This window comes from Pedobacter paludis (genome assembly GCF_003173575.1).
GTDB classification, from domain to species: Bacteria; Bacteroidota; Bacteroidia; order Sphingobacteriales; family Sphingobacteriaceae; genus Pedobacter; species Pedobacter paludis.
Window position 1 is genome coordinate 281452 of record NZ_QGNY01000003.1, and the last position, 19514, is coordinate 300965.

Annotated in this window: 24 protein-coding genes and 2 tRNA genes; 6 read left to right on the plus strand and 20 right to left on the minus strand. The window is 35.8% G+C overall.

The genetic code is table 11. The annotated features are described in order from the left end of the window. Nucleotides 1-5: 5 nt before the first annotated feature. The 8 genes from DF947_RS09300 to DF947_RS09335 all read right to left on the minus strand — a co-directional run bounded on the left by DF947_RS09300 (nt 6) and on the right by DF947_RS09335 (nt 5033). Nucleotides 6-1193: an FAD-dependent oxidoreductase gene (locus tag DF947_RS09300; RefSeq protein WP_109929429.1), complete on the minus strand. Its 1188-nt coding sequence runs from the start codon at nt 1191-1193 to the stop codon at nt 6-8. Nucleotides 1194-1265: 72 nt separating this feature from the next. Beyond that, on the minus strand, nt 1266-2018 hold the full coding sequence (locus DF947_RS09305; RefSeq protein WP_109929430.1) for a helix-turn-helix domain-containing protein: 753 nt from the start codon (nt 2016-2018) through the stop codon (nt 1266-1268). A 517-nt stretch (nt 2019-2535) separates the two neighbouring features. Then, nucleotides 2536-2976, minus strand: a complete 441-nt coding sequence (locus DF947_RS09310) for an SMI1/KNR4 family protein (protein ID WP_109929431.1) — start codon at nt 2974-2976, stop codon at nt 2536-2538. After that, the gene (locus tag DF947_RS09315; protein ID WP_109929432.1) at nt 2969-3430 is read right to left on the minus strand and encodes a DinB family protein; all 462 of its coding nucleotides are present in this window, start codon (nt 3428-3430) and stop codon (nt 2969-2971) included. The genes DF947_RS09310 and DF947_RS09315 overlap by 8 nt, the downstream gene beginning before the upstream one ends. A 12-nt stretch (nt 3431-3442) precedes the next feature. Then, nucleotides 3443-3727: a hypothetical protein gene (locus DF947_RS09320; protein WP_146202890.1), complete on the minus strand. Its 285-nt coding sequence runs from the start codon at nt 3725-3727 to the stop codon at nt 3443-3445. A 22-nt stretch (nt 3728-3749) separates the two neighbouring features. Next, entirely contained in the window at nt 3750-4103 is a 354-nt protein-coding gene (locus DF947_RS09325; RefSeq protein ID WP_109929434.1) for a nuclear transport factor 2 family protein, read from the minus strand. A 50-nt stretch (nt 4104-4153) separates the two neighbouring features. After that, nucleotides 4154-4699: a GNAT family N-acetyltransferase gene (locus DF947_RS09330; protein ID WP_205940766.1), complete on the minus strand. Its 546-nt coding sequence runs from the start codon at nt 4697-4699 to the stop codon at nt 4154-4156. Continuing rightward, nucleotides 4656-5033, minus strand: coding sequence for a VOC family protein (locus DF947_RS09335; RefSeq protein ID WP_109929771.1), 378 nt, complete (start codon nt 5031-5033; stop codon nt 4656-4658). Before DF947_RS09335 ends, DF947_RS09330 begins: the two co-directional genes overlap by 44 nt. Before the next feature lie 243 nt (nt 5034-5276). On the opposite strand from DF947_RS09335, the gene DF947_RS09340 reads away from it, so the two are divergent. Both DF947_RS09340 and DF947_RS09345 read left to right on the plus strand, forming a co-directional pair. Beyond that, entirely contained in the window at nt 5277-5777 is a 501-nt protein-coding gene (locus tag DF947_RS09340) for a GNAT family N-acetyltransferase (RefSeq protein ID WP_109929436.1), read from the plus strand. 37 nt (nt 5778-5814) lie between these two features. Next, nucleotides 5815-6420, plus strand: coding sequence for an HD domain-containing protein (locus DF947_RS09345; RefSeq protein ID WP_109929437.1), 606 nt, complete (start codon nt 5815-5817; stop codon nt 6418-6420). A 68-nt stretch (nt 6421-6488) separates the two neighbouring features. Here the strand turns inward: DF947_RS09345 and DF947_RS09350 are convergent, their stop codons facing one another. Next, nucleotides 6489-7613 carry an FAD-dependent monooxygenase gene (locus tag DF947_RS09350; protein WP_109929438.1) on the minus strand — a complete coding sequence of 375 codons (1125 nt, stop codon included), beginning with the start codon at nt 7611-7613 and terminating at the stop codon, nt 6489-6491. Nucleotides 7614-7692: 79 nt separating this feature from the next. Continuing rightward, nucleotides 7693-8574, minus strand: a complete 882-nt coding sequence (locus tag DF947_RS09355) for a helix-turn-helix domain-containing protein (protein ID WP_109929439.1) — start codon at nt 8572-8574, stop codon at nt 7693-7695. Nucleotides 8575-8752: 178 nt separating this feature from the next. Between DF947_RS09355 and DF947_RS09360 the strand changes: the two genes are divergently transcribed. Continuing rightward, nucleotides 8753-9319, plus strand: a complete 567-nt coding sequence (locus DF947_RS09360) for a dihydrofolate reductase family protein (RefSeq protein WP_109929772.1) — start codon at nt 8753-8755, stop codon at nt 9317-9319. A 195-nt stretch (nt 9320-9514) separates the two neighbouring features. Then, nucleotides 9515-10399, plus strand: coding sequence for an alpha/beta hydrolase family protein (locus DF947_RS09365; protein WP_109929440.1), 885 nt, complete (start codon nt 9515-9517; stop codon nt 10397-10399). Nucleotides 10400-10401: 2 nt separating this feature from the next. On the opposite strand, the gene DF947_RS22675 is transcribed toward DF947_RS09365, so the two are convergent. The 3 genes from DF947_RS22675 to DF947_RS09380 all read right to left on the minus strand — a co-directional run bounded on the left by DF947_RS22675 (nt 10402) and on the right by DF947_RS09380 (nt 11461). Further along, nucleotides 10402-10698: a GIY-YIG nuclease family protein gene (locus tag DF947_RS22675; RefSeq protein WP_109929441.1), complete on the minus strand. Its 297-nt coding sequence runs from the start codon at nt 10696-10698 to the stop codon at nt 10402-10404. Nucleotides 10699-10976: 278 nt separating this feature from the next. Next, nucleotides 10977-11053: transfer RNA gene (locus tag DF947_RS09375), tRNA-Asn, on the minus strand. 334 nt (nt 11054-11387) lie between these two features. Next, nucleotides 11388-11461, minus strand: a tRNA-Asn gene (locus DF947_RS09380). 145 nt (nt 11462-11606) lie between these two features. On the opposite strand from DF947_RS09380, the gene DF947_RS09385 reads away from it, so the two are divergent. Then, nucleotides 11607-12527: a PfkB family carbohydrate kinase gene (locus tag DF947_RS09385; RefSeq protein ID WP_109929442.1), complete on the plus strand. Its 921-nt coding sequence runs from the start codon at nt 11607-11609 to the stop codon at nt 12525-12527. Nucleotides 12528-12610: 83 nt separating this feature from the next. Here DF947_RS09385 and DF947_RS09390 read toward each other — a convergent pair whose 3' ends face one another. From DF947_RS09390 to DF947_RS09400, 3 genes are all read right to left on the minus strand, one after another. Further along, nucleotides 12611-12844 (minus strand): cytochrome b5 domain-containing protein, encoded by a 234-nt coding sequence (locus DF947_RS09390; RefSeq protein ID WP_109929443.1) that lies wholly within the window; start codon nt 12842-12844, stop codon nt 12611-12613. A gap of 240 nt (nt 12845-13084) precedes the next feature. Beyond that, a complete protein-coding gene (locus DF947_RS09395) occupies nt 13085-13822 on the minus strand; it encodes a lycopene cyclase domain-containing protein (RefSeq protein ID WP_109929444.1) in 738 nt (245 codons plus the stop codon). Continuing rightward, nucleotides 13823-14356 (minus strand): hypothetical protein, encoded by a 534-nt coding sequence (locus DF947_RS09400; protein ID WP_146202891.1) that lies wholly within the window; start codon nt 14354-14356, stop codon nt 13823-13825. A 250-nt stretch (nt 14357-14606) separates the two neighbouring features. On the opposite strand from DF947_RS09400, the gene DF947_RS09405 reads away from it, so the two are divergent. Beyond that, nucleotides 14607-16088 (plus strand): phytoene desaturase family protein, encoded by a 1482-nt coding sequence (locus DF947_RS09405; protein WP_109929446.1) that lies wholly within the window; start codon nt 14607-14609, stop codon nt 16086-16088. A 456-nt stretch (nt 16089-16544) separates the two neighbouring features. On the opposite strand, the gene DF947_RS09415 is transcribed toward DF947_RS09405, so the two are convergent. From DF947_RS09415 to DF947_RS09430, 4 genes are all read right to left on the minus strand, one after another. Beyond that, nucleotides 16545-17075: an RNA polymerase sigma factor gene (locus DF947_RS09415; protein WP_109929448.1), complete on the minus strand. Its 531-nt coding sequence runs from the start codon at nt 17073-17075 to the stop codon at nt 16545-16547. A gap of 134 nt (nt 17076-17209) precedes the next feature. Beyond that, nucleotides 17210-18226: a UDP-N-acetylmuramate dehydrogenase gene (gene murB / locus DF947_RS09420; RefSeq protein WP_109929449.1), complete on the minus strand. Its 1017-nt coding sequence runs from the start codon at nt 18224-18226 to the stop codon at nt 17210-17212. 165 nt (nt 18227-18391) lie between these two features. Further along, nucleotides 18392-19024, minus strand: coding sequence for a DUF4369 domain-containing protein (locus DF947_RS09425; RefSeq protein ID WP_109929450.1), 633 nt, complete (start codon nt 19022-19024; stop codon nt 18392-18394). Between the two features lie 51 nt (nt 19025-19075). Then, nucleotides 19076-19513: a sterol desaturase family protein gene (locus DF947_RS09430; protein WP_240615357.1), complete on the minus strand. Its 438-nt coding sequence runs from the start codon at nt 19511-19513 to the stop codon at nt 19076-19078. Nucleotide 19514 lies beyond the last annotated feature (1 nt).

A 19514-nucleotide genomic window follows, 5' to 3' on the forward strand; every position in this document is an offset into this window, starting at 1 on the left:
GATAATTAGTTAGTTTGATCGCCTTTTTTTAAATCGACCATTTGGTTAAAAAAATTCAGCATCTGCTGAAGATTGTTTTCGGATGTCATCTCCTCAACCATTTCTAACGCCTCTTTGGTTCCGATGGAAGCTCTGGCATGCATTTTCCCTTCAAATGATTGGATGGCTTCAAACGTTGTTGTAAATCCATCTACACAAAGTGCTTCATACAATTCCAGTGCATCTTGCATGGCAAGGTTAACACCCTCTCCTGAAGGTGGCGTAACATGCGCAGCATCACCAATCATGGTTAAATTAGGGACACTTTGCCAAGATTGATCTGCCGGAAAATGATATTGAGGACGAACAACAAAATAAGATTCATCGGTTAAAAAGATTTCGTGCCAATCGTTACTCCAATCCGAAAAGCGTTGTTTAAACCATGTAAAAACGTGCGCTTTATTTGTAAAATCTATACCTGATGATTTTGCCCAATCTTCTGTTTCTTTGGTACTGGTATAAAAGGAAAGCGAACCTTCTCCTTTTGCGCTCAGAAAAACGGTTTTATTTTTCCATAACGCAAAAACCTTTCCTCCGTTGGTCAACTCCCATAAATGTGGCGCATTGATAGCGGCATTGTAAATATTTCCTTCTACAATGGTTACGCCTGAGTAAATGCGTTGAATGTTTGTAAGATACTTTCTGATTTTAGAATTTGCTCCGTCCGCAGCAATTATAAGATCTGCATAGGCCGTATTTCCATTTTCGAAAACCATGTTCCAGCCATCACTATTTTTTGTAAGTTCTAAAAATTTCGAATCCCAGATAATGGTATCCTCCTGTAATGATGCAATGAGCAAATCTCGAAGTGGGCTGCGGTCAATTTCGGGTCGGGCGTAGATGCTGTTTAAATCTTGCAGAGGCGCCTCATCCCGTTCGGTATAATGAATGGTTGCGTTATTATCGGTAATGGTTATTCTTTCGGCTCCTGGACGGTAGTTTTTTGCAAATTCTTCAATTAGTCCCGCTGCACGTAATGCCTTTAATCCAGATTCATAATGTAAATCGAGTGTTGCGCCTTGTTGTCGCCCAAACTGATCTTGATCTCTCTCGTAAACTTTTACCTCAGCGCCTTTTTGCTGCAGTAATCTGGCTAGTGTGAGTCCGCCAGGACCGCCACCTACTATTGCTATCTTTTTATTTTGTAGTAACATGTTGCATTCTTTAATTGTAATGCAAAGTTGGACAATGGTTGGATCAAGAAATAGTAAAAATCGGTCGTTTTATCAAGGATGTTTTTTAATTGCAGCGATGTCTATAAAGCGTTCATCTTTATTCTTGCTCAATTCTTTTGGCGTAACACCAGCGTATTTTTTAATTTCTTTGATGAAATGGTTTTGATCTGTAAAGTTTTGTTCGGGAAAAAGTTTGCCTTCACTAATATGTTTAAATGAGGCTTTGAAACGAAGAATGCTGCAATATGCCTTTAACGAAATGCCAAATTGCTGGTTGAAATATCGATTAATTTGCCTACTGCTCCAGTACACTTGCTCTGAAAGTTCCTTTACGCTAATTGAACCATCTGTGGCATAAATAAGTTCGAACAATTTTTTCTTTCGATTATCGATACTTTCAGCTGAAACGGTTTTAATTCTTTCTACCGCTTTGTTGTAAAAATTCTCCAAACTCATCATATCAAATGCTTCAAATTGCCAGAAATCGTTTGAAATCTTTTTTCCTTCATTAAGGACATCTTTAATCGAATCTCCAAATAGATATTCTACAGCCAATAACTTAAAACCGATAGAAAACATAACCGTATCTGCCGTTATGGATACTTGGCTTGGCGCATTATCAATACCTCTTAAAAACATTTCCCAATCACCAGAACTCGTTTTTATTACCATTAAGTCCATCATTCCGTTCGGCAAAACCGTTGATGGAATGTCTTTTCCGGTTTTGTTTTCCAATAACCAAAAGCTATGCACAAAATGCGATGTGGAATCGTCTGGAAATAAGGATTGGATGGAAAGATTCATTTTTGGATTTATATTATTGCATTGAATCAGTGGACTGCAAATCTCGACCAGTGGCTTAATATTTAGAATTTATTTTAGATTCTAAATGTAGTAAAACTTTTAGTGATGCAATCTCTATCCAATTCACCCAACGCTTAGGCTTGCCTAGGCTCAATGCCGCCGAAGGGCTTTTTCTTTTCTCTTGATAGAAAAGAAACAAAAGATCAAGGCTTGAAGCTGATGGCGGACAAATTCGTTAAAGCTTTTAAAGTGGCAACACAAGTACCCGATGAAAAATCGGGCAGGACGCGTTGCCTTGGACTGTAAGAAATTGAATGTTTCTGCAAAAGCTTTAACGTTTTCTCCTTTCATCAGCTCCTATGCCAAATAGCAGGGTGGCTAAGCAATCCGTATTTGCGAGGCTGGGTAGAATCAGTGGATTTTAAATCCACAGCTTTTATGACGAGATTGCTACATAGTAGTTTCCTTTGGAACAAATCTCGACCAAAAGTTTAGCAATGGTTCATCAGCTATTCTATTATTGTGATTTACCTTCATTAAACCATGTCTTTCCATTGTCTAAACGTTTTAAGAAATCTGTAAATGAACTTCCTATTTCGATATGATTTTCTATGTTAAGATCAATAAATGGTGTTAATACGACTCTAGTATGTCCGTTGATAAGTTTTTCAAGTCCTATAAATTCGCCTCCACCATTATCTCCAATTCCTAAGGTTAATCTAAGTTCTTGAATAATCTCATATCCTTCATTCCATTCTAGCAATTTATCGTAATCCCAAAGTTTAATATACTCCTCTCCGAGTTGAATTTCATACCCAGGGTATTTTAAAAGAAACTGTTTATAATCTTCTGGTAATTCAAATTCAATCTTATTTTCTATTTCTTGAAAGTTTAAATTTCTGACAAATTCGTTTTTTGGCCAATTATATTTTTGAAGTATTTTATCAATTTCAGTCATGTCTGTAAATGCGATCCAACAACCTCCTATGGTAATTAATTTGCCCTAAATGATAGCCCAAATGGGTAGTTAAATGCACAAGAAAATATTCATAAGATGTGGCTTTATCCAATACGATAATTGGATATTCATTCTGTAGTTCTTCCTCTGTTAATTTATCCAATGATTGATTAACAACTAAAATTGTTTCATCGATTTTTTTTAGCAGTTCGAGCTTCGGAATATCTTTCAAGGAAAACTCTAAAGGTCTATCTCTAATGTAGCCTGTTTTGCCAATCTCATTGCCGATATAAGTATTCAAGTTGCCAATTAAATGCAGGCATAAATTGCCTGCTGAATTTGCAATTTCTGCATCAACTTTCCATAGATTATGCTCATCACGATAAAGTTCAATTTCTTTCCTCAACCGTTCTAAATCTCTGGTAAATAATAATTTCAGTGTTTCTACTAACATCCAATTTAATTACTAATCAATTATAAAAAGCTCATCAACCAGATTTCCTTCCCTTGTGAAAACCAACGAATAGCTACCTATTATTTTTTCATTTCTTAAAATTAGAGTGCTAAATTTAAAATGATTTAATGCTGTAATTTTAAAGTTTATATTTTCAGCATGGATAAATATATCTTTGTTTTCAATATCTAAATCCCCAATTGAATTATTATTTACTAAGTTTCTAAAGGAATTAAATAATACTTCTTGGATATTATATTTATTAATAAAATCGTCAATTCCAGTTTCTATCTCCATTACAATGTATAGATTTTGTTCGCTAAACCAACTCAATATCCATAGTTTTAATTAATCCATCTTCGAAAGTGTAAACGTGTTTAACTGTTCCATCAAATATAGAATTGCCTTCCAAATCTTTAACTTTTTGCTTCACTTCAACCTCTAAACTTCCGTTTGCTCTTTCTAAAAATCCAACGGGTTCAACATTTGGATTGATCTCTTTCCATTGCCTTGTCCAATATGCTCTTATCTCATCATGTCCGCTGATGTAACCACCCTCCCAAGCTTTAGACCACTGTACATTTGGTTGCATAGTTGATAAGGCTTTATCAATGTCTCGTTCATTAAAAGCGGTATAAGCTTTTTTAATTAAATCATTAAAGGAAGTTGGCATATCTATTTATTTTTCAAATGATTGGTTTAAATTAGTGTTGTATTCGCTTTCTAATTAGAAAGTTTATAAATAAATTCTTCAATTTCCACCTGTCTAGCATTGGCAAACCCTTTATCCTGCCCGATTTTTATAAAACCACAATACTCTAAAACTTTTTGCGAGCCATAATTATCAAATGCTACACGCCCAAAAATCGGTCTGGTTTTTTCAAATTTTAAAAAATCGTTCAGTGCGGTTTTAGCAACACCTTGCCCCCAGAATTTTCTATCAATCCAATAAGTAATTTCAGTTTCGTTTCCTAAAACAAATTTTGCTAAACTTCCCGCAATAATATCATTTACCCAGATCGTTTGCATATTAATAGTAGGATTTGCTAAATGCTTAGCATACTTTTCAATATAGGCATTTTTGTCAGTTGAGTCTCTCGCTGTAAATGCGGCCAAAAACCTTGCTTCTTCATCCAGCTGAAATTGAAAAAATGTTTCCAATTCATTTTTTTCTGTTGGAGTTAATCTGATCTTGATGTTTCCCATTAAGCTTTGATTAATCACATTAATCTTTCGGTTCCCACAACTGAACTTTGTTCCCCTCGGCATCCAAAATATGAACAAACTTCCCGTAATCGTAAGTTTCTATCGTATCTACAATAGTTACACCTTCCTTTTTCAAATCTGCAACAAGTGCTTCCAAATTTTCGACTCTGTAGTTAATCATAAAATCCTTGTTAGAAGGTTCAAAATACTTGGTGGTTTCGGCAAAAGGTGTCCATTGTGTTTGACCTTTTTTGGTACTATCTGCTCCTTCAAACCAATCGAAAGTTGCGCCATAGGGGTTGGTATTTAAACCGAGATGTTTTTGATACCACTCTGTTACTTTTTTCGGGTCTTTGCATTTAAAGAAAACGCCTCCGATGCCTGTTACTTTTTTCATTTTCCTATTATTTTGTTTTGTAATGATTGATTTAAAAGCGAAACCCGATAGAAAAGATGCGCCAATAACAAAAATTATTAATAAAGTCCTTTTCATTTATCTAGAGATTAACTGTTTGTGAGATTGCTTATTGTTAACTAATATAGAAAGGAAATGGGATAATTTAAAATGAAGACTTCATAGAAATCTGGAAGGTAATGGATTCAGAATTACAATTTCTGGGCATTCTTTTATATTTGCGCAATGATAATAAGACTAGCCAATTTAGATGATGTTTCTAAAATTATGCTTTTGGTAAAAAAAGTAATTCCATTGATGCATGCCATTGGAAATTTTCAATGGGATACCGATTACCCAAATCCAGAAGTATTTAATGCCGATATTGCTGTTGGGCAACTTTGGGTGGCTGAAATTGATGGTCAAGTGGCTGGTGTTTCGGCAATTACTACAGATCAGGATCCTGAATATGCAGATGCAGGTTGGGATATTGGCGAAGAGGCAATTGTAACACACAGATTGGCAGTAGATCCAGACTGCCAGGGCAAAGGAATTGCCAGAGCGCTTATGGAACAAGCTGAAATTGTTGCCAAAGATCGAGGCATTAAAATTTTAAGGGTTGATACCAACAGCGAAAATTTAGCCACCAAAGCACTTTTCCCAAAATTGGGCTATACTTTTAGTGGCGAAATTGGCCTTGCAAAACGACCAAATCTTCGGTTTTTCTGCTATGAAAAATTGTTATAAAAACCCAAAAAAGAGATATATAATTTAGTTAGGACATATGGAATTCGAGAATGATCTTCAGAATCAATTAAACTTCATCAAAGAGATTGATAAGGTAAAATACATCAATCGCAAGACTAAGTTATTTGGAAGTGATCGCAATGAAAACGACGCCGAACATAGCTGGCATTTGGCACTCATGGCAATTGTGCTGGCTCAACATTCTGATGAACCAGTTGATTTGCTAAAAGTGATAAAAATGGTTTTGATTCATGATATTGTTGAAATTGATGCAGGCGATGTATTTTTATACGATAATGAACTTAATCATAACAATACAGATAATGAGCGATTGGCAGCAGAGCGTATTTTTGGTTTGCTACCCGCCAACCAAACCGCTGATTTGTTGAGCATTTGGGAGGAATTTGAAGAAGGTAAAACTGCCGAAGCCAAATTCGCGAGAGCAATGGACAGACTGGAGCCATTACTACAAAATTTAAGCAATAATGGCGGCACTTGGAAAGAGTTTGATGTGCCTTATGAGAAAGTCTACGAGAAAAAAAGTGCCATAAAGCTAGGTTCCACCAATCTTTGGAATTATGCCGAACAAAAAATAAACGAAAGTTTGGATAGTGGTCTGCTAAAGAAAGCGAAAAGGAATTAGTCAAACAAATCCATTAAGCATTAATTTCCTCAGGATTTGTTTGACTAACTTTCTATAAATACAAGATTCTAGAATGGAGTTTTTTGTGCATTTCTAACGCGAATGGCTTCCTCGGTTTTTGGAATAAAATTCTCTTTAACGTTTAATTCGGCCATTGCCTGAATTTCTTCTACAAACGGGCGGAGATTTCTATTATAATCCGAAAAAGCCAATTCAAAGTTCCCATTATGTTTTTGTAAGGCATCGGCTAACGCTGAGGCACCTTCTATCGCTAATGATGCACCCATCCCCGCAGCTGGCGAAGCGCAATAGCCTGCATCGCCAATCAAGGCTACTCTACCCTTTGTCCAAGTTGGCATTTTTATCTGGCAAAATTTATCGAAATAAAAACCTTTTGTATTTTTCAGTTCTTCCATCAATTCAACTGTTCTCCACCCGGCATCTGCAAATTCCTCCATAATAATTTTTCGCTGTTGCGCCTCATCGCGATAGTTGTAAAGAATTTGATTCTCGGAGAGAAAGCAAAAAATAATATCTGTTTTACCATTATAAGCATTAAGTGTAATGGCTCTGCCTGGCAGATTAAACATCTGCATGGTTTTTTGTTCGATTAACAGCTTGTTTACAATTGTAATCGAAAAATAAGCGCCTAAAAAATGTGTAAATCCATGCTCCTCGCCAAACCAGATTTTTCTAACCTTGGAGTGCATTCCATCACATCCAAGTACCAAATCGAATGCACGTTGCTCTCCATTTTTAAAACTGACCGCTATTTCAGCTTTTGTTTCGTCCAGAGCTGTAATACTATTGTTAAAAATAAATTCGACATTGTTCTGCAACCTGCCAAATAAAGCAGCTACAAATTTATCTCTTTCAATTTCAAGCTCATCATCATTAGTTTCATCTGCTAGTGCTTTTAAATCTATTAACCCTTCTGTAATATTTTCTGCGTTTTTAAACTCAACCCGTTCTACCTGTAACCTGTTCAATTTCAATTCCTCAAAAATTTCCATTCGCTTTACCGTGTTGATTGCATTTCCCTTAATATCAACCGCAGCTCCATTAATTCGAGGCTCGTTAGCCATCTCTACAACGGTAACCTGATATCCTAGTTTGTTTAATAAATGTGCTGCTGAAAGTCCGGCCATACTTGCACCAGAAATAAGTATCCTTTTATTTTTAAACGGTTCCATTGTTATTCAATTTATTTGAGGACACAAAGAAACATTAGGTGGAAAGGATAAAAAATGGCAAATCAACGTAAGTATTGGATTAATCGAGGTTTTTGTTTCGAAATGCCAACGCGGTTGTTCCAACAAGCTTGGCAAACAGACGCGAAAAATATGGATAATCGTTATAGCCTAATTCAAATGCAATTTCTTTTACCGATTTGCTTGAATGATAAAGTAATCGTTTTGCCTCTAAAATTACGCGTTGCTGAATGTGGTATGAAACCGGATAACCTGTTGCATTTTTTACACATTCGTTTAAGTAAGCTGTAGATAAATTTAATTTTTCGGCATATGCTGCCGGACTTTTAACGGCGGCATAATTCTGCTCTAAAACTTCCCTAAAAGCGCTGGTTACCAATTCAAATCTAGAAACTTTGTCAGTTGGTTTCGCTTGCTCCAAATATTGAGAAATGACTAGCGCTACCAGTGCATTACAACTATCTCTAAGTAAATCATGATAAAGCTTATCTGTATTTCGTTTAGCAAATTTTAAGAAAAGCGATACCGTTTCGCTAAAAATCAATGCAATTTCTTTTTCCAAAACCAATGGCATTACAGGTTTTAAACCCTCTAACAATTTTAGGTATTCGGGATTTAAACGCTCGTTATTAATCGCCCAGCTGCTTACAATAACATTTTTAAATGCAGTTGTTTGATGTACCTGATCTGGATGGATGTAAATAATTGTTGAAGGTTCAATCGTATATGTTTTAAAATCAATTTCTAGCTGAACTGTTCCACTTTCTAGCAAAAAGAATGAATGACGGTCGTGCCGATGTGATTGATTTTCTGCCTCAAAACCCGTTAAATTCTTCTTATCCAAAGCGAGTAAATCTTCAATAACAATTCTTTCTATAGAAATATCGGTATCAAAATCATTCACCATCGGGTTTACAGGAATGGATTTTGCTTTTTTCGACATTGCTTTAGTTCAAATGATTTGTTTTCAGAATTACGAAAGTATGCATTGTCTTTCAATAATTCCGAAGCTTCTTGCGTAAACCACCTCTTATTTTGTCGCGATCGTACCCATATTTTCGCAGGCTTACTATCGATATTTGATGTACAATAAAATCTTAATCAACTTAAAAATAATTGTGATGAGAAAACTAAAATTACAAGTACAAATGACATTAGATGGTTTTGTAGCTGGGCCAAATGGCGAATTGGATTGGATGTGGATGAATGGCACACGAGACGAAGCCGTGTTTACTAGAGTAATTGAATTGGCAGATAGTTCTGATATAATTTTATTGGGCCGCAAAATGACTTCTGATTTTATCAAACATTGGGAAAATGTAGTCGATAATATACCCGATAGCCCCGAACAACCCTTGGCACAACGAATGGTTAATATGCGTAAAATCGTTTTTAGCCATACACAAAGTGATATAAAAGGTAGAAATTTAAAAGTGGAAAATGGCGACTTGGCTACTGCTGTTCAAGCACTAAAAGCAGAAGACGGGAAAGATCTTTTGGTATATGGAGGAGCTGATTTTGTAAGTTCACTCATCCGTTTAAATTTGATTGATGAATACTTTATTTTCAGAAGTCCGGTTGCCATTGGAAAAGGGCTTTCTATTTTTCACGATCAGACAGTTTTAAAATTAGAGGAATCGACCGTTTATCAAGGAGGCAAGGTAATCGATAAATATGTGCCAGCTTAATTTTAAATGGATCATTTTAATTTAGCTCCAGCTGGGTTTCCTAATTAAAAACTGTGTTATTAAATCAGCGGGATATTAATTAACAATCTTTTCATCACAATTATCCCCCATTCCGTCACATTTATCCCTACGCAGGTTTCCGTTAGGGTATCTTGTCTTAAAATTAAATAATTATAATTGACAATAAGACATCAAATGAAACCATATTTACTTCTATTAATCTGTTGCTTAGGCAATAGATTGTTTGAACAAACTATTCCCGATTCTACTTATCGACCAGACTTCACCGTAAAAAACATAAGCTTTAAAAGCGCTAATGCAAAGCTAAAAGGCACGCTTTACAAGCCAAAACACAGTTATGCAGCTGTAGTTTTGATACATGGTTCTGGCCAAGAAACCAGAATGCCGGGGATGGCATCGCTTTTGGCGAAAAACGGGATCACGGTATTAACTTATGATAAACGCGGTGTAGGAAAATCGGGCGGTGTATATGCTGGCCCAGAAGTAGGAACCAATAATATAGATTCTGCCAACCTTAACTTATTGGCTTTAGATGCAGGCAACGCATCCAAAACGTTATCGGCGCAACTCCCCAATCACATGCCAATGGGTTTAATGGGATTTAGTCAGGCCGGTTGGATTATTCCGATAGCCGCTCAAAAAAATCGCAATATTAATTTTATCGTTTTGTTCAGTTGTCCTGTGGTTACAACCTTAGAGCAGTTGCGATTTCAGTTTTACACAGCAGGGAATTCTAAGTTTTGGGAAAAACACACAGAAGCTGAAGCACGAGAACACATCAAGAATGATCCAGACCGCTATCAATTTATTGCTACCGATCCTCGGGATGCACTCTCCAAACTTTCTATCCCTGGTCTTTGGCTTTTTGGAGGCAAAGACATACAAGCGCCTGTTCATTTATCAATGGAAAACCTTGATATACTTAAAGCGCAAGGGAAATTATATCAGTACAAATTGTTCTCTGAATTTGGACACAATACCTCTTCTACAAAATCTCCAGAGCCTATTAATTTTGCTATTCAATGGATTAAAGACTTTAGTGAAAGTAGGCAGAATTAATCTCAATAAATTATAATATTAACCAGCTTGGCCAGTTCCTCAACGGTGGATACGGTTGTAATTATACTTTCTATAATTTTCCGACTTTTTAGCTTTTTTATTGCTTTCTCAATCTTCAGAGCTAAACCACGATTGTTGGTAAGTTCAATTGATTTTTTTAAAACCCACGGACGATGTTTGGAAGTATAAGTTGTTCTATTACTGTTATTATGTTCAAAGAGCCGTCTTTCGATACAATCAGTGTAACCCACGTAATATTTATTAGAAGAAACGGAGTAAAGAATATATAGGTAAAACATGGTACATCATTCGGTAAAATTACTGGGATGAAAACAAAACAGGGAGTTTTGCGATGCTAATACAAGATAAATTTAATTTTACAAAACAACAAAGCCCTACCGAATGCGGTAAGGCTTGTAAATCTTGCTCCCTCTGCTGGGCTTCCCGATGAAAATCGGGATCTTACTCCCAAGCGACCCTCTGATCAATTCCGATGAATTAGGACTCTAACCAGCTGAAATAAATATTTTAAAAACAAGAAAGCCTTATCGGGCGTGATAAGGCTTGTTCTTGACATTGGCTCCCTCTGCTGGGCTCGAACCAGCGACCCTCTGATTAACAGTCAGATGCTCTAACCAGCTGAGCTAAGAAGGAGTATTTATACTTTCAATGTTCTTTCTCTTTCCCTCTGATTAATCCCGACAAATCGGGACTCTAACCAACTGAGCTAAGAAGGAGTATTTATACTTTCAATTTTCTTTCTCTTTCCCTCTGATTAATCCCGACAAATCGGGACTCTAACCAGCTGAGCTAAGAAGGAGTATTTATACTTTCAATTTTCTTTCTCTTTCCCTCTGATTAATCCCGACAAATCGGGACTCTAACCAGCTGAGCTAAGAAGGAATATTTATTCTGGTTTAATATATTTTGCCAAAATCATCTGGCAATTGTGTCATAAAAAAATCCCCACATTGCTGTGGGGATTTTGCTCCCTCTGCTGGGCTCGAACCAGCGACCCTCTGATTAACAGTCAGATGCTCTAACCAGCTGAGCTAAGAAGGAGTACTGGTCGTTTCCTAAAACGAGGTTATTTGTGCTTTGCAGTACATATACCCTTGTTCGTTTTGGGAATGCAATATTAGGGCTTTTAAATTATTTATGCAATATTTGCAGTGAAAAATTTTCAAAAAAAAATAAATAAACATATATGAGCCTGATAATCATAGGTACTGTAGCTTTTGATGCTATTGAAACTCCATTCGGAAAAACGGATAAAATTGTTGGTGGCGCCGCAACTTACGCTAGTTTGGCTGCTTCTTACTTCTATAATAAAGCAAAAATTGTTGCAGTAGTTGGTGATGATTTTCAACAATCGGATATTGATACTTTTACCCAACACGGAATTGATACCGAAGGTTTGCAGATTAAACAAGGCGAAAAATCCTTTTTCTGGTCGGGAAAATACCACAACGACATGAACAGCCGCGATACTTTAATTACTGAATTAAATGTATTGGAAAACTTCGACCCAATTATTCCCGATAGCTATCAGGATTGCGAATACCTTATGTTGGGCAATTTAACTCCACAGGTACAACAAACGGTTATTAAACGCCTTAAAAACCGCCCTAAGCTAATCGTAATGGACACCATGAACTTCTGGATGGACATTATGATGGACGATTTATTGGAAACCATTAAATTGGTTGATGTTTTAACCATTAACGATGCAGAGGCTCGCCAATTATCTGGAGAATATTCTTTAGTTAAAGCCGCCAAGAAAATTTTAACCATGGGGCCAAAATACCTAATCATTAAAAAAGGCGAGCACGGTGCTTTATTATTCCACGAAGATCAGATTTTCTCTGCTCCGGCATTGCCTTTGGCAGAAGTTTTTGATCCAACAGGCGCAGGCGATACTTTTGCCGGTGGGTTTATCGGTTACTTGGCCAAAGTTGGAACCGTCAACTTCAATAATATGAAAAACGCTATCATTTATGGTTCAGCACTAGCTTCTTTCTGTGTAGAGAAATTTGGAACAGAAAAATTATTAAACCTAACCGATGATGAGGTTGCGGCTAGAATTCAGGAATTTGTAAGCTTAAGCGCTTTCACCATCGAACTTTAATCCATCATCAAATAGAAGCTAACCTCTATTAAATCATAAAATTTGGCTACTGATTCACATTTAATTTAATCGTGAATCAGTGGCTATTTTACTTTTCCAATCGGGGTAAATTTTTCAAAAACTGCCTCAGTATGCGGTGCATCTGGCAATTCATCTGTTAAATCCTGCCCGGCCCAATGTTCGTAATGTTTACCATTTCGCCATAAGCGACTTTCGGTCATATCGTAAATAAAACCTTTGTAGGCGACCCAAATCTGCGGTTTATCCTGTCCGTTTCTTAAAGCAAGTTGTTGTTTGGTATAAACCGGTAAATCCATTGGTATTTTTTTTGAAGCGCAATGCCTGTGCAAAATAATAAATTTCATCCCGCTTTACGCTTTTACCGTTCAATCGTCGTTCCTCCTTATTGCAGGGTAGCGCTTCAATCGGGGCCAAAGGGCAAAAACTGCATTTCATTTTTGGGGTTGCAGGGTGCAAGACCCACAATTACCTAAACCTGATTGCAATGAAAAGCCCGCAAGCGAGGCACGAGTGCGGACTTGTAATGCAAAGCAGGACTAAAAACCTCCAAGAACTCCTAACCTTTCCTTTTCAGAAACTAAAGAGCTTTCGCCTTGATTGCTTTTTTTACTTTTAAAAAATTCATATAAATAAACATTCATCAACAAAAGTCCCATTAAATAAAAATGATCTTCAAAAGGAATGGTTCCAACTCTAAAGCCTAAATTTTCTTGGTTATTGTAAATAACAACAGGTATTGCCGTTAAAAATCCATTAACAATATAGAAAGGAATTAGAGAAACCAAATAAGCCCTAAAAAACTTGTACATAAATCTAAATTCTATGTTTACATATTCTATATAGGCCAAAACCAAAAATAAAAAACCGAAATTTATTAGCGTATACCACCTACTATAGCCGAAAAATAGAATTGCAATGCAAAGGCCTAAAAATAGATTGCTAATGGCCAAACTGTATTTCTGTAAAGTATTTGCAGGGAAATAGGCATTTAAACATTCATAGATAAAAATGCAGGCATAAGGAACTGTTAAAAAGAATAGAATTTCTTCTAAGGGCAAACCAAATAACTTAATACCAATGATATAATCAGAATTAAACGACCAAACATTCAATTTTACAAAGAGTAAATCCCAGATCAGAAAAACAATTCCTGTAATTAAAATGGCTGGCAAAACAAATTTCCATTTACTAAAAAAATGAACCTTTTTATCAAAAGATAAAATTAACGGAAAGAAAATTACGCCGATGTTTATGAGCAGGTAGGTGTAGTTCATTTAAATATATTTCTTAAAAATTTTAATTTCGGCAGGCGTGCAACGTTTACTTTCAATCATAAACTTGGCTACATTTTTTATTAATTCAGCGTTGGCCACACCAAAGTTATTGCTTTGGTAATGCTTTACAATCTCTTTCCTATCTAAAGTTAAATCTTTGCTAAAGCCCAAAAAACCAGGCGTAAAGTGTTCAATCGAAAAACGCATAAACCGGATTTCCATATTTTCTTTATCCAAATCGATTGCTTTCTGCATTGTTTTAAGCGAAAGCTTTACATACTTTATTTTATTATATGGATTCCAGGCATGCTTCGCTTTTAATGCTTCGAGCGTACCTGCGTAAGCTGTAATAAGGCCGTTTTTATTTTGGAGTTTATTCAATTTATTAGACAAAGAATCTGTAAGCTTCGGATCTTCTACGGCTTTGACCAAATCGACCTTAAGATTGGCGATTTCTTTTGATGACAATTGAGCCCTAACCAATTGAAATCCCAGAACAAAGATTAAAAAAAATAGAAATTTAAGTTTAAGCATGTGTGTGGCAAAGGTAAGAAAAGGGAATCGGTTTTTTTGGGACGCTTGTAAACGCTTTGGCAATGAATAAGGATTAAAAATCCTTAGCTCCATTAAACGGATTGCAAATCCCGACTAACATTCATGGATTGCTGGTCGAGATTTGTCATCATGCTCGCTAAGCAGTCGATTTAATCTAACAAAACATTAAAATCATTCTCAATGCACAAATACTTTAAACAAAATCCTCAAAAATCGCTTTATTTACACAATGGATAAAAAACCTAAAATTACGGTTATTGGTGCTGGTTTTGCTGGTCTGTCTGCAGCCGCTCTTTTAGCAAAAGATGGTTTTGAAGTTACTGTTTTAGAAAAAAACGAAATGGCTGGTGGTCGTGCTAGAACATGGGAAAAAGATGGCTTTCTATTCGATATGGGACCAAGTTGGTACTGGATGCCAGATGTTTTTGAAAACTATTTTAAGTTATTTAATAGAACTACTTCAGACTTTTACATACTGAAAAGATTAAATCCATCATACCGTATATATTTTGGTAAAAACGACACTATTGATGTTCCGGCAACACTAGAAAATTTATACAAACTGTTTGAAGAACTCGAACCCGGGAGTACGAAAAATTTAGATTCATTTCTGGCCCAAGCCCAATACAAATATGATGTTGGCATGAACGAATATGTTTTCAAGCCTTCGCACAGCGTAATGGAATATTTTGATCCCCGTTTAGCAGTAAGCGGTATAAAGCTTCAGCTTTTGGGAAACATGCGCAAGCATGTTTATAAACTTTTTAAAAACGAGAAACTTAGAAAGCTTTTAGAATTTCCAGTTCTTTTTTTGGGGGCAACACCACAAAACACCCCGGCGTTGTATAGTTTAATGAATTATGCCGATTTAGTTTTGGGCACCTGGTATCCAATGGGCGGAATGCATAAAATTGTTTCGGCCATGCAAAAGATAGCTGAAGAACAAGGGGTAAAATTTATTTTTAACACAGAAGTAAAAAAAATAATCGTAAAAGAAGGTCTTGCTGAAGAAGTATCAACCAACAACGGAACTTATAAAACAGATTTTATTGTTGCCAATGCAGATTACCACCATATAGATCAGAATCTTTTAGATAAACCTTACCGAAATTATTCTGCCAAATACTGGGATAGCAGAACAATGGCACCATCATGTTTATTGTTTTATATCGGCTTAAATAAAAAGCTAAATAATATACTTCATCATAATTTGTTTTTCGACGAAAACTTTGATGCGCATGCAGAAGAAATCTATACCAACCCAAAATGGCCATCAAAACCTTTGTTTTATGCGTGTTGCCCTTCAATTACCGATGCGAGCGTTGCGCCAGAGGGTTGTGAGAATTTGTTTTTTTTGATCCCCATTGCTCCGGGACTGAAAGATAACGAAAGCGAACGCGAAAAATATTTCGATTTGCTGATAGACCGCTTCAAAGATTTAACCGGAAACGATATTAATGACGCTATTTTGTTTAAGAGAAGTTATGCGATGAACGATTTCGTTGAAGATTACCATGCTTTTAAGGGTAATGCCTATGGTTTAGCTAACACTTTGAAACAGACGGCCTTTCTTAAACCCAGTATGAAAAGCAAAGTAACAAATCTTTTATATACCGGGCAATTAACCGTTCCAGGCCCCGGCGTGCCCCCTGCAATCATATCGGGACAGGTGGTTGCAAAAGAAATAAAAAAAAAGTTAAAAAAAGCTTGACAAAATTAAAATTTCGCTTATCTTTATAACCACAAAACAAAAACACTGCAATTTTTACTTGAAACACATAATCAATCAAGGTTTGCATTTGTTTCGGAATTAGAGAGAAGGCGAATTGTTGAAATAAAACATAAGAATCAACTAACCAAATATATGATAAGCAAAAAGGCTCGGGAGTTCCCAAGCCTTTTGCTTTTTACAGCTTTTTTATCCCAGAAAATTCTAAACCATTTTAGCAGTCAATTTTATTGTAGGTGCTTAACCACCTAATTAAATTAAAATAACCCCGATTGATCGGATGCTGATTCTTTACCGAGCAATCGGCCCTGGAAGCAATCGGCAAAAGGAAAAGCGGCACTAAAACCAACCTGAGAACCACAGACATTGCTCTTCAAAAAAATGAAATAAAAAAGGCCCAGATAAATCTGAGCCTCTAGTTTTTCAATCGATGTGTTTTTATACCATTTCTGCAATGGCAAGATCTTTAGAATATGTTTTAAGATATTTTTTAAGAATCCCTCTGGCTACGTGGATTCTAGTTTTTACTGTTCCGATTGGAATTTGCAACATATCTGCAATTTCATGGTATTTATAACCTTCGAAATAACGGATAAATGGAACATAATATTCTTGAGGCAATTGTGCCAGTGCTTTATCGATATCGCCCATTACAAATTTACTTTCAGCTTGGTTTTTAGTTGCGCTGTAAGAAAGATTTGCTGAAGAAATATCTTCGCTTTGTGTAATTAATGTATTTGTTTTAACTAAACGGCGATAGTTGTTAATGAACGTATTTTTCATGATGGTGAACAACCAGCCTTTTAAGTTTGTACCTTCTTTAAATTTATTATAGTAGGTAATGGCTTTAAGCATTGTATCCTGAACAAGATCGTTTGCATCTTCTGCATCTTTTGTAAAGTTTAACGCGTAAGATCTAAGAGATACCGAGTGATGGTTAACAAGATGGTTGAATTCAAATTTTGTCATGATGTTTAGCTTTAGGATAAGATTTAAAAAAACAAATGATTTGTTTTCATTTATACTAAAACATAAACAAACTTAGTACCAAAAAATAAATGCACCGTGCCAAAAGCGTAAAAGTACGCAGAAGCGTATTTTCGTCACAGAATATTTACTTCTCGCTCCAATGTGACTCCAAAAGTAGACTTAACACTGTCTATAATTTGTGCAGAAAAATTAAAAACCTCTGTGCCAGTTGCGTTTCCATGGTTAACTAAAACCAAAGCCTGATTTTTCCAAGTACCGGTTTCGCCCACAATTTTTCCTTTCCAGCCGCATTGCTCTATCAACCAACCTGCGGCGAGTTTTATTTTATCATCTGCCGTAGGATAATGCACCACATCGGGGTGTTTTGCTACAACATCTGCAAATTCGTGTTTCTCGATTACCGGATTTTTGAAAAAGCTGCCGGCGTTACCTATTGTAGATGGATCGGGAAGTTTACTCACTCTAATGTGCGATACTGCTACAGAAACATCTGCAATGTTTGGCGCTACTATACCTCTTTTTTGCAATTCTGTTTCTATTGCACCGTAAGAAGTATTAATTTCTGCCTCTGTAGCCAATTTAAATGTTACCGAAGTAATGATGTACTGCCCTTTTAACTCGCTTTTAAAAATGCTTTCTCTATACCCAAAATGGCAATCGGCAAAAGCAAAGGTTTTAATTATACCTGTTCTAATCTCAAAAGCTGTGCAACTTTCAAAAACATCTTTTAATTCTACACCATAAGCGCCAATATTTTGAATTGGCGATGCCCCTACTGTACCGGGAATTAAGCTTAAATTTTCTACACCCGCAAAACCATGCGCTACACAATAATTTACAAAATCGTTCCAAACTTCGCCAGCACCTGCAGTAACTAAAACTTTGTCTTCTTCAATTTTCGATTCGATGCCTTTAATACTCATTTTGATAACCAGACCATCAAAATTCTGAGTAAAAAGGATATTGCTCCCGCCACCAACAATTAATAGCTTTTGTTTGTGAGCCAAATCATTTTCGAAAAGCTTCGCTAAATCATCTTCATTAAAAATTTCGACAAAAAATTTGGCCTTAACATCAATACCGAATGAGTTATAAGGTTTAAGCGAAATATTTTCTTGTATTTGAAGCATATCTATTTTGTGTGGTGCGCACAAAAGTAATTATTTAGCCCGAGCAATGAAATTCGTTAATAAAAAGCCACAGATTTACAGATTAAAAACTTGCCAATGCGTTAAAATCACTGCCCTTACAATCAAACAATTTATTTAAAGAAATTTAAACTAAGATATTTGCCATTACTTAGAAAGTTCCAGCGAAAGTTTTTTGCCATCCTCTGAGTTTTTTAAACGTTCGCTTAAGGAATTATAAATTCTTAAAAAATCATCATTACTTAAATCTTTAAATCGAATCATACCACTAAACTTCCACATTCTATTGAGCGCCATAAGAAAGGAAACACTAATCGATGCATCAGGATTTCGTTTAAAGAACCCCTCGTAATCTTTCGAAATAATAGTGGCCTGCATATCGTCTCGCTGTTTATTCAAATCACCCCCGATTACAACTGCATTCTTTATATTTTCCTCATCATCAATTTCTATAGTAAAATTTTCGATCCCAACTGGCCGAGTATAATCGATAAACGGTGGCACTGCTCTCAAAGCTTTTACACTTTCATAGCTAACAGATTGGCTCGCACCTAAATAAATTACACCTCCTTCAGATAGTTTGTTGCTTCGTTTAACTTCTGCTTCAAAATTAAATTCATGATTAACAATAGGACAAACTTTTGTGCTGGAATCTGCATAGCTATATAAAAATGCATACTTATTGTATCCTTGATTTTTAATATGGCCTTTAATAGTATACGTTTGAGCTGATGCGGATGTGGCAATAAATAGGGCAAAATAAAACCAGAAATTTTTCATAAAGTTTTGAATTGATTGTTAGCTGTTTAATAAAACTAACTAATTAGTTTTTCAATTCAAAATCCCTTTTTTTACAAACAATAACCCGAAGGCTTTCCCATTTGCCTTTCCCCTATTTTTGTGATGAATTTTATGGGCCTTGCGAATGGCCTGCAGGTAAGTATTGTTGCTTTTAAAAGTTTTGATTCGGCGGTGCACAAACCAATCGTGAACTATAAAATAGATTAAACCATAAAGTGTAATCCCTAAGCCTATAAAAAATTTAATTCCAAAATTATCTCGGTCAGTGTACATCAGATAAATTGAAATCACTGCAAAGAGAATGGCAAATAAATCATTCCATTCGAAAAACGAATTCGATTTCTGATGATGAGTTTTATGCATAAACCAAAGCGGACCATGGAACAGATATTTATGGATAAACCACGATACACATTCCATTAAAACAATGGTACTTAAGACCGTTAGAAAATTGATAATTGCTGACACG

Bases quoted from the DNA above. Each gene is read 5' to 3' on its own strand.
- DF947_RS09335 (WP_109929771.1), bottom strand. From the start codon at position 5,033: ATGAAAAAAGTAACAGGCATCGGAGGCGTTTTCTTTAAATGCAAAGAC.
- DF947_RS09390 (WP_109929443.1), bottom strand. From the start codon at position 12,844: ATGGATTTACCGGTTTATACCAAACAACAACTTGCTTTAAGAAACGGA.
- DF947_RS09345 (WP_109929437.1), top strand. From the start codon at position 5,815: ATGGAATTCGAGAATGATCTTCAGAATCAATTAAACTTCATCAAAGAG.
- DF947_RS09330 (WP_205940766.1), bottom strand. From the start codon at position 4,699: ATGCCGAGGGGAACAAAGTTCAGTTGTGGGAACCGAAAGATTAATGTG.
- DF947_RS09300 (WP_109929429.1), bottom strand. From the start codon at position 1,193: ATGTTACTACAAAATAAAAAGATAGCAATAGTAGGTGGCGGTCCTGGC.
- DF947_RS09400 (WP_146202891.1), bottom strand. From the start codon at position 14,356: ATGCTTAAACTTAAATTTCTATTTTTTTTAATCTTTGTTCTGGGATTT.
- murB (WP_109929449.1), bottom strand. From the start codon at position 18,226: ATGCTTCAAATACAAGAAAATATTTCGCTTAAACCTTATAACTCATTC.
- DF947_RS09320 (WP_146202890.1), bottom strand. From the start codon at position 3,727: ATGGAGATAGAAACTGGAATTGACGATTTTATTAATAAATATAATATC.
- DF947_RS09310 (WP_109929431.1), bottom strand. From the start codon at position 2,976: ATGACTGAAATTGATAAAATACTTCAAAAATATAATTGGCCAAAAAAC.
- DF947_RS22675 (WP_109929441.1), bottom strand. From the start codon at position 10,698: ATGTTTTACCTATATATTCTTTACTCCGTTTCTTCTAATAAATATTAC.
- DF947_RS09415 (WP_109929448.1), bottom strand. From the start codon at position 17,075: ATGACAAAATTTGAATTCAACCATCTTGTTAACCATCACTCGGTATCT.
- DF947_RS09325 (WP_109929434.1), bottom strand. From the start codon at position 4,103: ATGCCAACTTCCTTTAATGATTTAATTAAAAAAGCTTATACCGCTTTT.
- DF947_RS09315 (WP_109929432.1), bottom strand. From the start codon at position 3,430: ATGTTAGTAGAAACACTGAAATTATTATTTACCAGAGATTTAGAACGG.
- DF947_RS09355 (WP_109929439.1), bottom strand. From the start codon at position 8,574: ATGTCGAAAAAAGCAAAATCCATTCCTGTAAACCCGATGGTGAATGAT.
- DF947_RS09340 (WP_109929436.1), top strand. From the start codon at position 5,277: ATGATAATAAGACTAGCCAATTTAGATGATGTTTCTAAAATTATGCTT.
- DF947_RS09405 (WP_109929446.1), top strand. From the start codon at position 14,607: ATGGATAAAAAACCTAAAATTACGGTTATTGGTGCTGGTTTTGCTGGT.
- DF947_RS09365 (WP_109929440.1), top strand. From the start codon at position 9,515: ATGAAACCATATTTACTTCTATTAATCTGTTGCTTAGGCAATAGATTG.
- DF947_RS09425 (WP_109929450.1), bottom strand. From the start codon at position 19,024: ATGAAAAATTTCTGGTTTTATTTTGCCCTATTTATTGCCACATCCGCA.
- DF947_RS09395 (WP_109929444.1), bottom strand. From the start codon at position 13,822: ATGAACTACACCTACCTGCTCATAAACATCGGCGTAATTTTCTTTCCG.
- DF947_RS09350 (WP_109929438.1), bottom strand. From the start codon at position 7,613: ATGGAACCGTTTAAAAATAAAAGGATACTTATTTCTGGTGCAAGTATG.
- DF947_RS09305 (WP_109929430.1), bottom strand. From the start codon at position 2,018: ATGAATCTTTCCATCCAATCCTTATTTCCAGACGATTCCACATCGCAT.
- DF947_RS09360 (WP_109929772.1), top strand. From the start codon at position 8,753: ATGAGAAAACTAAAATTACAAGTACAAATGACATTAGATGGTTTTGTA.
- DF947_RS09385 (WP_109929442.1), top strand. From the start codon at position 11,607: ATGAGCCTGATAATCATAGGTACTGTAGCTTTTGATGCTATTGAAACT.